The 13,427-nt window shown below is 56.5% G+C and carries 13 protein-coding genes and 1 riboswitch; of the genes, 8 read left to right on the forward strand and 5 right to left on the reverse strand.

From position 1 onward, the window contains the following. Positions 1 to 100: 100 nt before the first annotated feature. From manD to FOV68_RS04625, 5 genes are all read left to right on the forward strand, one after another. Positions 101 to 1,315, forward strand: a complete 1,215-nt coding sequence (manD, locus tag FOV68_RS04605; RefSeq protein ID WP_010670990.1) for a D-mannonate dehydratase ManD — start codon at positions 101 to 103, stop codon at positions 1,313 to 1,315. Between the two features lie 10 nt (positions 1,316 to 1,325). Next, entirely contained in the window at positions 1,326 to 2,336 is a 1,011-nt protein-coding gene (locus FOV68_RS04610) for a Zn-dependent oxidoreductase (RefSeq protein WP_083069074.1), read from the forward strand. Positions 2,337 to 2,418: 82 nt separating this feature from the next. Further along, complete coding sequence (locus tag FOV68_RS04615) at positions 2,419 to 3,702, forward strand: MFS transporter (RefSeq protein ID WP_010248200.1); 1,284 nt, start codon at positions 2,419 to 2,421, stop codon at positions 3,700 to 3,702. A gap of 67 nt (positions 3,703 to 3,769) precedes the next feature. Then, on the forward strand, positions 3,770 to 5,230 hold the full coding sequence (locus FOV68_RS04620; protein WP_115764147.1) for a mannitol dehydrogenase family protein: 1,461 nt from the start codon (positions 3,770 to 3,772) through the stop codon (positions 5,228 to 5,230). A gap of 100 nt (positions 5,231 to 5,330) precedes the next feature. After that, positions 5,331 to 6,017, forward strand: coding sequence for a GntR family transcriptional regulator (locus tag FOV68_RS04625; protein ID WP_143990405.1), 687 nt, complete (start codon positions 5,331 to 5,333; stop codon positions 6,015 to 6,017). A 52-nt stretch (positions 6,018 to 6,069) separates the two neighbouring features. On the opposite strand, the gene thiD is transcribed toward FOV68_RS04625, so the two are convergent. Together thiD and thiM are read right to left on the reverse strand one after the other, a co-directional pair. Continuing rightward, positions 6,070 to 6,870, reverse strand: a complete 801-nt coding sequence (thiD, locus tag FOV68_RS04630) for a bifunctional hydroxymethylpyrimidine kinase/phosphomethylpyrimidine kinase (protein WP_069025191.1) — start codon at positions 6,868 to 6,870, stop codon at positions 6,070 to 6,072. Beyond that, positions 6,857 to 7,654, reverse strand: a complete 798-nt coding sequence (gene thiM, locus FOV68_RS04635) for a hydroxyethylthiazole kinase (RefSeq protein WP_143990406.1) — start codon at positions 7,652 to 7,654, stop codon at positions 6,857 to 6,859. The genes thiD and thiM overlap by 14 nt, the downstream gene beginning before the upstream one ends. 34 nt (positions 7,655 to 7,688) lie before the next feature. Then, positions 7,689 to 7,789, reverse strand: a riboswitch (TPP riboswitch). Positions 7,790 to 8,096: 307 nt separating this feature from the next. Here thiM and FOV68_RS04640 point away from each other — a divergent pair. Together FOV68_RS04640 and FOV68_RS04645 are read left to right on the forward strand one after the other, a co-directional pair. Continuing rightward, entirely contained in the window at positions 8,097 to 8,294 is a 198-nt protein-coding gene (locus FOV68_RS04640) for a hypothetical protein (RefSeq protein ID WP_069025193.1), read from the forward strand. A 97-nt stretch (positions 8,295 to 8,391) separates the two neighbouring features. Further along, a complete protein-coding gene (locus FOV68_RS04645; RefSeq protein WP_022625034.1) occupies positions 8,392 to 9,351 on the forward strand; it encodes an AEC family transporter in 960 nt (319 codons plus the stop codon). A gap of 53 nt (positions 9,352 to 9,404) precedes the next feature. Here the strand turns inward: FOV68_RS04645 and ahpF are convergent, their stop codons facing one another. Continuing rightward, positions 9,405 to 10,973, reverse strand: coding sequence for an alkyl hydroperoxide reductase subunit F (gene ahpF, locus FOV68_RS04650; protein ID WP_010248223.1), 1,569 nt, complete (start codon positions 10,971 to 10,973; stop codon positions 9,405 to 9,407). Between the two features lie 71 nt (positions 10,974 to 11,044). Beyond that, the gene (ahpC, locus tag FOV68_RS04655) at positions 11,045 to 11,608 is read right to left on the reverse strand and encodes an alkyl hydroperoxide reductase subunit C (protein ID WP_010248225.1); all 564 of its coding nucleotides are present in this window, start codon (positions 11,606 to 11,608) and stop codon (positions 11,045 to 11,047) included. Positions 11,609 to 11,843: 235 nt separating this feature from the next. Here ahpC and FOV68_RS04660 point away from each other — a divergent pair, with 235 nt between their 5' ends. Further along, positions 11,844 to 12,299, forward strand: coding sequence for a GNAT family N-acetyltransferase (locus FOV68_RS04660; protein ID WP_143990407.1), 456 nt, complete (start codon positions 11,844 to 11,846; stop codon positions 12,297 to 12,299). Here FOV68_RS04660 and apbC read toward each other — a convergent pair. After that, complete coding sequence (apbC, locus tag FOV68_RS04665) at positions 12,296 to 13,408, reverse strand: iron-sulfur cluster carrier protein ApbC (RefSeq protein ID WP_064703737.1); 1,113 nt, start codon at positions 13,406 to 13,408, stop codon at positions 12,296 to 12,298. The genes FOV68_RS04660 and apbC overlap by 4 nt on opposite strands. Positions 13,409 to 13,427: the final 19 nt, after the last annotated feature.

Here is a 13,427-nt window from a genome sequence, read left to right on the forward strand (position 1 = left end):
ACACTCTGTGATTCCGTTCACAACTCTGCCACCCTAACTTGTATGGTAGTATTAAAGAGCGTACTTTTTCATCATTGAACGCTGACTTAAGGCAACCAGGATGAAAATTGTTAAGGCAGAAGTATTTGTAACCTGCGCAGGCAGAAACTTTGTCACCGTAAAAATCACCACCGATCAGGGTCTGACCGGCATTGGCGACGCAACGCTGAATGGCCGTGAATTACCGGTCGCCTCATACCTGAAAGATCACGTCTGCCCGCAGCTGATTGGCCGCGATGCGCATCAGATCGAAGACATCTGGCAATATTTCTACAAGGGCGCTTACTGGCGTCGTGGCCCGGTCACCATGTCCGCTATCTCGGCCGTCGATATGGCACTGTGGGATATCAAAGGCAAAGCCGCCAATATGCCGGTGTATCAGCTGCTGGGTGGCGCATCACGCACCGGCGTGATGGTCTATTGCCACACCACCGGCCACTCCATTGATGAAGTGATGGATGACTACGCGAAGCACAAAGAGCTGGGCTTCAAAGCAATTCGCGCGCAGTGCGGCGTTCCGGGCATGAAAACCACTTACGGCATGGCGAAAGGTAAAGGTCTGGCCTATGAGCCTGCAACCAAAGGTAACTGGCCCGAAGAGCAGCTCTGGTCAACTGAGAAATACCTCGATTTCACCCCGAAACTGTTCGCGGCCATCCGTGACAAGTTTGGTTTCGACGAGCACTTGCTGCATGACATGCACCATCGCCTGACGCCGATTGAAGCGGCGCGTTTTGGCAAGAGCGTGGAAGATTATCGCCTGTTCTGGATGGAAGATCCGACGCCTGCTGAGAATCAGGAGTGCTTCCGCCTGATCCGCCAGCATACCGTTACGCCGATTGCCGTGGGTGAAGTGTTCAACAGCATCTGGGATTGTAAGCAGCTGATTGAAGAACAGCTGATCGACTACATCCGCACCACCATTACGCATGCAGGCGGCATTACCGGTATGCGACGTATCGCTGATTTTGCCTCGCTCTATCAGGTGCGCACCGGCTCGCACGGTCCTTCTGATCTCTCCCCTGTCTGCATGGCGGCTGCACTGCACTTTGACCTCTGGGTGCCGAACTTCGGTGTGCAGGAGTACATGGGCTTCTCCGAACAGATGATGGAGCTGTTTGATGCTAACTGGACCTTTGACCAGGGCTACATGCATCCAGGTGACAAACCAGGTCTCGGCATTGAATTCAACGAGAAACTGGCGTCGAAATATCCCTATGAACCTGCCTATCTCCCGGTCGCCCGTCTTGAAGATGGCACCCTGTGGAACTGGTAAGGAGAAGCTGATGAAAAGCGTTGTTATTGAACAGCCGGGTGAACTGGTGGTGGCTGAACGTCCGCTGCCACAACCTGCGGCGGGCGAAGTCCGGGTCAAAGTGGCTTATGCCAGTATCTGTGGTTCTGATGTGCATATCTGGCACGGTCATAACCCGTTCGCGAAATATCCACGGGTAATTGGTCACGAATTTTTTGGCGTGATTGATGCGGTGGGCGACGGTGTTGATCCGGCCCGGGTGGGCGACCGCGTGGCGGTGGATCCGGTGGTGAGCTGCGGCAGCTGCTATCCCTGCTCGGTAGGCCGTCCCAATGTCTGCACCACACTGCAGGTGATTGGCGTGCACCGTGACGGCGGCTTCAGCGAGTTTGCGCTGGCTCCGGCGAAAAATGCCTTTTCCCTGCCGGAGAGCATCCCCGATCGGCTCGCCAGTCTGGTTGAGCCTTTCACTATCGCCGCCAATATCACCGCGTTTCTCAAGCCGCAGCCAGATGATGTGGCACTGATTTACGGTGCCGGTCCGATGGGGCTCACTGCGATTCAGGTGCTGAAGGGCGTCTATAAGGTTAAAAAGGTGATGGTGGTGGATCGCCTGCCGGAAAGGCTGGCACTTGCAGAGCAGAGCGGTGCCGATCAACTGTTCGATAACAGCGAAATCCCGCTGGCGGCACAGCTTGAGGGCGTGCAGCCTACGCTGATTATCGACGCGGCCTGCCATCCCACCATTCTGGCTGAAGCGGCTGCCCTCGCCTCACCGGCTGCGCGCATCGGCCTGCTGGGCTTCTCCGGCGAGCCATGCAGCATTACTCAGCAGAGCCTGACCAGCAAGGAGCTGTCGTTGTTTACCTCACGTCTTAACAGCAATCGTTTCCCACAGGTGATCGAATGGATGGAAAAAGGGTTAATCCAGCCAGAGAAACTGGTCACGCACTACTTCCCGCTGCAGGAGATTGAGCGTGCGATGACCCTGTTTGAAAAAGATCCGCGCACCTGCTGCAAAGTCATACTTCAGATGGGTTAATTATCCGCTGAACACCAGGTCTACTCAGCCGGTGCGTACCCGCCGGCATGACTATAAAGATAAAACAGATCACGGAGTTTGTATGTTCAAGAATCTGCGCTGGACCCTCGTTTTGCTGCTGTTCCTGGTTTACATGATTAACTACCTCGATCGTGTCGCCCTGTCGCTGACGGTGCCGCTGGTGGAAAAAGATCTGGCGATCAATGCTGAGCAGTTTGGCATGATCTTCGGCAGCTTTTTCTTTGGCTATGCCCTGTTTAACTTTCTTGGCGGCCTTGCCACTGACCGCTATGGACCTAAAATCGTGCTGGCTGTGGCGGTAGGTGCCTGGTCCATTTTCTGCGGCATGACCGCACTGGCCACCGGCTTCTGGTCACTGCTGATCCTGCGTGTGCTGTTCGGCATGGCTGAAGGCCCGATCTGCTCCTCGGCCAACAAAGCGATTAACGGCTGGTTCCCGAAAAAACAGGCCGCGACGGCCATGGGCTTACTGAGTGCCGGATCACCTTTAGGTGGTGCGGTCGCTGGCCCGATCATTGGTTATCTGGCGCTCGCCTATGGCTGGCGTCCGGCGTTCGTGATTGTCTGCTGCATCGGTCTGGTGTGGATGGCGTTCTGGCTCTTCTTCGCCGCTGACAATCCGGCGAAGAGCAAGCGCGTCAGCGAAGAGGAACGTCTGCTGATTGATCGCCTGAAAGCAACGAACCCGAATGATGAAGTTGACCTGTCGGAAACGTCACATCCGTTTGGCTACTACCTGCGCCAGCCGATTATCCTGGTCACCGCTTTTGCCTTCTTCTGCTACAACTACATTCTGTTCTTCTTCCTGAGCTGGTTCCCGGCCTACCTGGTGCAGGCGCACGGCCTGGATATCAAATCAATGAGCATCACCACCATGATCCCTTGGATCGTCGGTTTCGTTGGCTTGGCGCTGGGTGGCTGGATCTCCGATAAGATCTTTAACATCACCGGCAAGCTGTTGTTGTCCCGTAAAATTGTGCTGGTGGTCTCACTGCTGGCCGCCGCAATTTGTGTGGCGCTGGCGGGTACGATAAAAGATGTGGTGCCTGCGGTAATTATGATGTCGGTGTCGATTTTCTTTCTCTATATCACCGGCGCAATCTACTGGGCGATTATTCAGGATGTGGTGCACAAGAGCCGTATCGGCAGCATCAGCGGCTTTATCCATCTGGTGGGTAGCCTCTCCGGCATCATCGGGCCCATCGTCACCGGGTTTATTGTTCATCACACCGGTAAATTCGATAGCGCCTTTATCCTTGCGGGCTGTGTCGCCGCGCTGGGTGCCTTCCTGGTGTTATTTGTGATTCGCAGTCCGAAAACCCAGGATAAACCGGTTTCGGTCTGAGTGTTGTTTCGCTAACAGATGTATGATTTCGGGGCGCTTTGCGCCCCGTTTGCTATAAGGATGGACTATGTTACAGATTGATCGCCTGCCCGCTGAAGTCAAGCGCCCCGCTTACGACCGCAGCCAGTTAAAAACCCGCATGGTACATATCGGTTTTGGTGCATTTCACCGCGCCCATCAGGCGCTCTGCAGCGATAAGCTGGCTGAACAGGGCAGCGACTGGGGATATTGTGAAGTGAACCTCAACAGCGGCGCGTTGATTGAGGCCCTGCGAGAGCAGCATCTGCTTTATACCCTCACCGAGATGGCCGATGATTCATTGCATACCCGGGTGATTGGCGTCATTACTCAGGCACTGCACGGCAAAAGTGACGGTATTGAGGCGGTGATCAATGCCATGAGCCAGCCTGAGGTGGCGATTGTCTCCATGACTGTCACCGAGAAAGGCTATTGTCACCAGCCAGCCAGTGGCAATTTAAATCCCGATCACCCTGACATCGTGCATGACCTGCAGAATCCTGATTCGCCGCGTTCGCTACCCGGTCTGATTCTGGCCGCGATTCGCCGCCGACGGGATCAGGGCTTACCCGCCTTTAGCGTGATGTCCTGTGACAACATGCCGGAAAACGGTCACGTGACCCGCAACGTTGTTGTGCAACTGGCACAGCATCAGGATCCGGCCCTGGCAGACTATATTCAGCAACACATTACCTTCCCCTCCACCATGGTGGATCGTATCGTTCCGGCCATGACCGATGCGGCGTTTGCGGCACTAGGCGCGCGTCTGGGTTCCGATGACCCGGTTGCGGTTGAAGCGGAGCCCTTCTTTCAGTGGGTGATTGAAGATAACTTCGTCAATGGCCGTCCGGCGTGGGAAAAAGCGGGCGCAGAACTGGTCAGTGACGTTCTGCCCTATGAAGAGATGAAACTGCGCATGCTCAATGGCAGCCACTCTTTCCTGGCCTATCTCGGCTTCCTGGCAGGTTATGAATACATAAGCGACTGCGTGGCCGATTCCCATTTTCGCGCTGCCGCCCGTTCACTGATGATCGATGAACAGGCGCCGACGCTGCGTACCCAGGGCGTTGATCTCAACGCCTATGCCGATTCGCTTATCGCCCGTTACGAAAACCGTGCCATTAAACATCGCACATATCAAATCGCCACTGACGGATCGCAAAAATTGCCACAACGCATGCTCGACAGTCTGCGCTGGCACCTGCAGCGCGGCAGCCGCTGCGACCTGCTGCTGCTGGGCGTGGCAGGCTGGATGCGCTATGTCGGCGGCATCGATGAACAGGGTCAACCGATTGAGATCCGCGATCCGCTGAAAGCCACGCTGGCAGAGACGGTTGCCGGTAGCGAAGAAGGCGAAGCGCGTGTCCGTGCGCTATTGGGTCTGCGCGACATCTTTGGCGACGATCTGGCGCAGAACGCCGATCTGGTTGCCCGACTGACAACGTATTACCAGCAGCTGACGACTCAGGGCGCGCGGGCGACGGTGCAACAGTGTATGAGCCAGGCATAACAGCCTGGTGACAAAGCGCTGGCGCAGACGCAGCGCGCTGATTAGACTGACACTTTCCCATCGCGCTGGCCCCTGCCAGCCGTAATATGGATATTGCTGCATGTCGATCGCCTATACCATTACTACCAGCGAACCGGTAAATCAGCAGATTTACCGGTATCTGCGCAAAGATATCGTCACCTGCGCAATTCAGCCGGGCTCGCTGCTCTCGGAAAAAGAGGTGTCCGCGCGCTTCAACGTTTCACGCCAGCCGGTGCGCGAAGCGTTCATCAAGCTGGCCGAAGCCGGACTGGTACAGGTATTGCCGCAGCGTGGCACTTTCGTGCGCAAAATCTCCGCTAAGCGGGTGGCAGATGGCCGCTTTATCCGGGAGGCCGTTGAGGTGTCGGTGGTTCGCCGTGCGGCACTGGAGATTGATGATCCGGCCCTGATGGTGCTGGAGCATAACCTGCAGCTGCAGCGCATGGCCGCTGAACGGCATGACAGCCAGGCTTTTCTCACTCTGGACGATGAGTTTCATCGCCTGATTGCTGAAAGCATTGACTGTAAGCTGGCCTGGGAAACGGTGGAGAACATCAAAGCGGCCATGGACCGGGTGCGGTTTCTGACGCTGAGTGAAGTCTCTCCACCGGACAAGCTGATTGAGCAGCATGAAGAGATTTTTGCGGCGCTGAAGCGTCATGACGCCGATGCAGCCGAAGCGGCAATGCGTCGTCATCTGCAGGAGATGATCTTCTCTATCACCCCGATTGCCGAGCGTAACAGCGCCTGGTTTGAAGCACCCTGAACCTGAAACCGCCCGCACCACCTGATTACCAGGTCGATGCGGGCCTTCGTCGTTACCACCATTGATGAAAATGGTGAACCGGTCCGATACCCTTCCCGACCTCCAGCGAATCTGCCTGCAGCAGCGCCTGCTGTAACCAGTTTTTGGCTTCTCCAATCGTCTCTGCCCAGTCAGCATGACGTGGTCGCAACGCGGCTAAGGCTGCCGACAGCGTACAGCCTGTGCCGTGCGTATGACGGGTATTTACCCGCGGCGTACTGAATCGCTGCTCTGCTGAGTGCGTGATCAGCCAGTCCGGGCTCTCCGCCGCCGCAAGGTGACCGCCCTTCATCAGCACAGCCTGACAGCCCAGTGCCAGCAATGCCCGTCCCTGCTCGCGCATTTCCTTTTCATCTGTCGCAATGGGGCAGTCCAGCAACGCCGCCGCTTCCGGCAGATTAGGCGTGATCAGCGAGACCTGCGGCAATAACAGCTCCCGTACACTGGCTACGGCGTCTGGCGAGAGCAGCGCATCACCACTTTTCGCGACCATGACCGTGTCCAGCACAACAAACGGGATTGCCGCATTGCTCAGCCGGGCCGCCACCTGCTCCACGATAGCCGTTTCTGACAGCATGCCAATTTTTGCGCTGTCGATGCGCACATCACTGAGCACTGAATCAAGCTGGGCGGCAACAAAGTCAGGCGTAATGCGATAAACCGACTGCACGCCGCAGGTATTCTGTGCCACCAGCGCGGTGATGACGCTGGTGCCATAGGCTCCCAGAGCCGAGAAGGTTTTCAGATCGGCCTGAATACCAGCGCCGCCGCTGGGATCGGTACCCGCAATCGTCAGAGCGTTAATACGCTTCATGATTATCCTCCAGCGTCCAGAGTGCATCAATAAACGCTGTGGCAAAGCTGCCGGGTCCGGCAGCCTGCGCCGCTGCCTTTTCACCCGCCAGCGCCATCACCTGACAGGCGGCCGCGACATTCATGAGCCGATCGCCTGGCAGAGAGCTGAATCCCGCCACCACTGCCGAGAGGGCGCAGCCGGTCCCGACTACCCGTGTCATTAAGGGGCTTCCACCGTGTACAGCAAGGAGTCGCTGACCATCGGTGGCGTAGTCCACTTCACCGGTGACGACCACCAGCGTGCTCCAGATTTCCGCGAGCTGCCGGGCCGCATCGAGTGCTGCATCCGCCTGATGCAGCGTGTCGACACCGCGCCCGCCGCTGGCCTGTTGTGCCAGCGCCAGAATCTCTGACGCATTCCCCCGAATCACCGCCGGTTGCTGGCTTAACAATTGTTGGCAGAAGTCACTGCGCAGCGTCAGTGCGCCGACGGCAACCGGATCGAGTGTCCAGGGCGTGCCCGCCTGATTAGCCGCGGTGACGGCAGCCTGCATCGCCTGCTGGCGCCCGCGGGTTAAGGTGCCCACATTAATCAGCAGTGCATCGGCCATGCTACTGAACTGGGCGGCCTCAGCGGCATCGATCACCATCGCCGGTGAGGCATGGAGTGCCAGCAACACGTTGGCGGTGAAGTTCTGGACCACGTCATTGGTCATACAGTGCACCAGCGGTGACTGGCGGCGGAAAGCGTGCAGAATGGGCGCGAAGTGCGCGGCAGAAAGGTGTTGAGATTGATGTGTCATCGTAGCTCCCAACCGGCGAACAAGAAGGCGAATGCGGTCAGGCATCAGACTTCCCTACGCTGGCATTATCCAGTTCAGGTCAGCGGGTTTTTCTCAGCCCTTTCCGTGTGGAAAGCGGCACCCCGAGTCGTGTTACGGCTTGCAGCATAGGCAAGCCGCGCAGCGAAAGCAAGCGACTCCCGCCGGGGAAATAATCGGAGCTGAAACAATTCACATGATCCCGATCAACGCCTGAGGGTGCAAAAAAAGGCTTAATGCTGCGGGTTAACGAGATACCTCTTTATAGGTAGTCCCGCTTATTACCCGGATGGGTAATATTTCCCGCAGTGACTCTGGTTACCCCATAATAATTAACCTGCTTGCAGCATCATCGTAAAAAACACTTTATTTCATGGGGTTAGAAAACTCCTGAAGCGGAACTTCATACTATTCAGGATGTATGATGCGATTTTTAGCGCTTATTCCACACCGCCATCGATGGCAGGATATTAATATTGAACGCAAGGGTGCCGTGGCACCCAATGGCAGACAGTACCTCTCCACCTATATTTCCGCCCGCTGCACAGGCTGTGGCGAAATTATTCACCGGGTCTATTATCGCGACATCAGCGAGCACCAGGCGCGCCGCTGGTTAGGTTAGCGTCCCGGCAACGGTCATTCCGGGCACACTTAAAGTTAACAGTTAGTTAGCAATTTGTTAGTCTGGTAACTAATCATCGTCTGACCAGACTCTCTTTATGCCACTGCTGTTTGAAAGCTTAAGCCATCAAATTTACCTGTCAGCCCCGCTGTTTATCCTGATCCTGCTGGGGTACTGCCTCACGCGCCTCGGGAAATGGCCCGCCAGCATCAGCGAAGGGATGAACCGCTTTGTGTTTAACGTTGCCCTGCCCTGCATGCTGTTTCGGGTGATGAGCACCTTCTCGCAAAGTCCGCCGGTGGATGCGCGCCTGTTGCTGGCCTTTTTCGGCAGTTGCCTGCTGGTGTTTATCGTGGGGCGACTGCTGGCAACAAGGCTGTTTAATCTGGATGGCGTAGCAGCGTCGGTTTTTGCGCTGGGCGGCATCTTTTCCAATAACGTGATGCTGGGGATCCCGGTGGCCACGGTACTGCTGGGGCCAGAAGCCCTGCCCCCGGTGGCGCTGGTGCTGGTGTTTAACAGCCTGATCCTCTGGACCTTACTGACCGTTTCGGTTGAGTGGGCAAAACAGGGCAGCTTCTCGCTGGAAGGACTCTGGCGCACCCTGCTCGGCGTGCTGAAGAATCCGCTGATCATCGGCATTCTCAGCGGTACAGCCTGGAGCTTTCTGCAACGTCCCTTGCCGCTGCTGGCCGCTGAACCGCTAAAGATGCTGGCCTCACTGGCCGCACCTCTGTCGCTGGTGACGCTGGGCATGAGCCTGGCGCACTATCGGGTGCGGGATGGCTTAAAAGAGAGCTATACCATCTGCCTGCTGAAGCTGGTGCTGCAACCGATGACAGTATGGGCTATCGCGTGGCTGACCGATCTGCCGCCGCTGGAGAGTAAAGTGGTGGTGCTGCTGGGATCGATGGCGGTCGGGGTTAACGTCTACCTGATGTCGCAGAAGTTTAATGTTATCACCGGCCCGGCAGCGGCGAGCATGCTCTTTTCTACCGTGTTTGCGGCGGTGACAACGCCAATCTGGATGATGCTGATGACGCTGGCGGGCTATTAACAAAAAAGCCCCTCAGCAGGCGTGCTGAAGGGCTATTGTCTGAATGCCGAAAATTACTCAGCCGATTTGGTACGAATCAGATAGTCAAAAGCGCTCAGTGAGGCTTTAGCACCTTCGCCGCTGGCGATGATGATCTGCTTGTACGGTACGGTGGTGCAGTCGCCCGCGGCGAACACGCCTTTCAGGCTGGTTTCGCATTTACCATCGATGATGATCTCACCCATTTTGTTGCGCTCAACCGCCCCTTCCAGCCATGGGGTGTTCGGCAGCAGACCGATCTGAACGAAGATACCGGAGAGCGGCAGCTCATGAGTGGTCTGCGTCGTACGGTCGATATAGTGCAGGCCGGTGACTTTGGTGCCGTCGCCTTTCACTTCGGTGGTCTGGGCGTTCAGAATCACATCCACGTTCTTCAGGCTGCGCAGCTTATCCTGCAGCACCTGATCGGCGCGCATCTCACCGGCAAACTCCAGCAGAGTAACGTGTTCAACGATACCGGCCAGGTCAATGGCCGCTTCCACGCCGGAGTTACCGCCGCCGATCACCGCCGTGCGTTTGCCTTTAAACAGCGGGCCATCGCAGTGTGGGCAGTAGGTCACGCCTTTGGTGCGATACTCTTCTTCACCCGGCACGCCCATGTTACGCCAGCGTGCGCCGGTCGCCAGGATGATGCTGCGTGATTTCAATACTGCGCCAGAGGCGGTTTCGATGGCGTGCATTCCGCCCTCTTTCGCTGCCGGGATCAGTTTGATGGCGCTCTGGCTTTCAATGACGTCCACGTTGTAATCGTCTACGTGTGCGCGCAGTGAACCGGCCAGTTTTGCCCCTTCGGTTTTCGGTACGGAGATATAGTTTTCGATATCGACCGTATCCAGCACCTGGCCGCCAAAACGCTCACCCAGCAGGCCGGTACGGATACCTTTACGTGCTGAATAGATGGCTGCCGCTGCGCCCGCCGGGCCGCTGCCGATAATCAGGACTTCATAGGCGTCACGCTTGTTCAGCTCTTCCGCCGCACGTTTGTCTGCATTGGTATCCACTTTGCTGACGATTTCCGCCAGGCTCATGCGACCCTGACCAAACTCTTTACCATTGAGGTAAACCGCTGGCACGCCCATCACGTTACGTTCCTGAATCTCGTTCTGGAACAGGCCACCGTCGATAGCGGTGTGGCTGATACGCGGGTTAATCACCGCCATCAGGTTCAGCGCCTGTACGACGTCAGGGCAGTTATGGCATGAGAGCGAATAGTAGGTTTCGAAATGGAAGTCGCTGTCCAGCGCGGCAATCTGATCCAGCAGGCTTTGTGCTTCTTTCGACGGATGCCCACCGGTCTGTAACAGTGCCAGCACCAGTGAGGTAAATTCGTGACCCAGAGGTGAACCGGCAAAACGCGGGCCGCTGTTCGAACCTGGGTTGGTGATCAGAAATGAGGGCTTACGCACCTGACGATCGTTCTCTTCGCGGAAGCTGACTTTGTCAGACAAACCGGCGATATCAACTAACAGTTCACGGATCTCGGTTGATTTTGCACCTTCGTCCAGCGTGGCAATCAACTCAACAGGTTTGGTTAATTTCTCAAGGTAAGCCTTGAGCTGGGTTTTCAGATTTGTGTCGAGCATAGTGATATCCTGGTCAAAAAATCGGGTGCCGCAGCACCCGATTGGAGAATGGTCGAAAGGCCGAAGCGGAATTAGATTTTGCCAACCAGGTCCAGAGACGGAGCCAGTGTTGCATCACCTTCTTTCCATTTAGCCGGGCACACTTCACCTGGGTGAGAAGCCACGTACTGAGCCGCTTTCACTTTGCGCAGCAGGTCAGAGGCGTCACGGCCAATACCTTCAGCAGTGATTTCGATTGCCTGAATAACGCCTTCAGGGTCAACGATAAAGGTACCACGGTCAGCCAGACCTTCGTCTTCGCGCATGATTTCGAAGTTACGGGTCAGCGCGCCAGTCGGGTCACCGATCATCGTGTACTGGATTTTCGCGATGGTGTCAGAAGAACCGTGCCAGGCTTTGTGGGTAAAGTGGGTATCGGTAGAAACGGAGTAGATATCTACGCCCAGTTTCTGGAACTCTTCGTAGTGATCAGCCACGTCGCCCAGCTCGGTCGGGCAGACGAAGGTGAAGTCAGCTGGATAGAAGAAGAACACACTCCATTTACCTTCAACGTCTTTCTCGGTTACGTCGATGAATTCGCCGTTTTTGAATGCTGCGTTTTTGAACGGCTTGATTTTGGTATTGATAATAGACATCTGGTGGCCTCCGTTAAAATATGTGATGCAGGTTACATAATTTTCGGGCCAACATCTAATATGCAGTCGTTATCAATCTGATTAACGAAAGCTATCAAACGCTGAGAGCCTGATGCTCTCTGGCCCGACAGGCAGTGTACAGCGATTTACGTGACATTTAACCCGCTTTATCTTTTACGCCCTCTCCGCGAATCGCTGCTAATTTTGTAAGACCGGATTAAAAGGGAGCTGACTTGTGGAGATTCGTCCGTTTACTGAAGCCGATCGTCCTTTTCTGCGTACGCTGTTTCTGGCGGCGCGTCGGCATAACTGGCGCTGGCTGGACGGCAGCGAGTGGCAGCTGGAAGATTTTGATGGGGTAATCCTGGGTGAAACCGTGCTGGTCGCGGAAGCTGACGGGCAGCGGGTCGGATTTGCCGGCCTGCTGGAGAACGATAACTTCCTGCACAGCCTCTATGTCGAACCTGACTGGCAGGGTCGCGGCGTGGGCAGCGCTTTGCTTAAGGCGGCAGAGGCGCGCTTTACCTCAACCGGTGCGCTGAAGTGCCTGCAGAAAAATAAAGCGGCACAGGCCTTTTACCTGAAACATGGCTGGAAGATGATTTCACAGGGCGAAGGCGAACATGGCGGCTACGTGTTAATGCACTACCCGCTGGCCTCACAATATGCCAGCGGGTCGGGTCGGGCTTAAAGCGCGCGGAAGGCGATGTCGCCGGGGATGACCTCGCCCTGCCAGTAAAGCTGGGCAGCAACGCGTCCGGCCAGCTGGCGATACAGCGCGGTAAACTCGCTATCGGGCCGGCGAATCACCGTCGGCTGACCTTCATCGAGATCTTCGCGCAGGTCAATGTGCAGCGGCAGCTGAGCCAGCAGCTGCGTCTGGTAATCCTCTACCAGTTTCTGTGCGCCGCCGGTGCCGAAAATCGGCTCATGGAAGCCACACTGACTGCAGACATGCAGGCTCATGTTTTCCACCACGCCAAGCACCGGCACATTGACCTTTTCAAACATCACCAGCCCTTTGCGGGCATCAATCAGGGCGATATCCTGCGGCGTGGTCACCACCAGCGCGCCGGTGACCGGTACGTTCTGCGCCAGCGTCAGCTGAATATCGCCGGTACCGGGTGGCATATCCAGCACCAGATAATCCAGCTCAGGCCACAGCGTCTCATTCAGCAACTGCATCAGCGCTTTGCTGGCCATCGGCCCGCGCCACACCATCGCATTATCGTCCGTGACCAGATAACCAATAGAGTTGGTTGCCAGCCCGTGCGCCATGATTGGTGCCATGTGGGTGCCATCCGGCGAGGAAGGCCGTTGATCCTGGGTGCCGAGCATGTTCGGCACTGACGGGCCATAAATGTCGGCGTCAAGAATGCCGACCCGCGCGCCCTCTGCAGCCAGCGCCAGCGCCATGTTCACGGCGGTGCTGGATTTACCCACGCCGCCTTTGCCAGAGCTGACCGCAATAATATTTTTCACGCCGTTGACGCCCGGCTGGTTTTTCACCCGTTTCAGGGTAGCGATGTCATGGCTGAGTCGCCAGTCGATGGCACCTGCACCGGTCTGACGCAGCAGTTCGGCGCTGACCTGCTCTTTCAGGACGTCGAACCCGCTGGCCCAGGCAAACGGCATCAGCAGCTCCACATGCAGCGTACCGTCAAGCTGTGCCACGTGATGTAACGCCTTCAGGGCGGTGAGATTCTGCTTAAGGGTCGGATGCTCAAAGCTTCTCAATACGCCAGCCACGATGGCGCGCAGGCCTTCTGGCGTCTGCGGTTCCCGGGATTGTGCTGTCATCCCCTACTCCTTATTTCTG

The organism is Pantoea sp. paga, from assembly GCF_007558755.1.
Classification (GTDB): domain Bacteria; phylum Pseudomonadota; class Gammaproteobacteria; order Enterobacterales; family Enterobacteriaceae; genus Pantoea; species Pantoea agglomerans.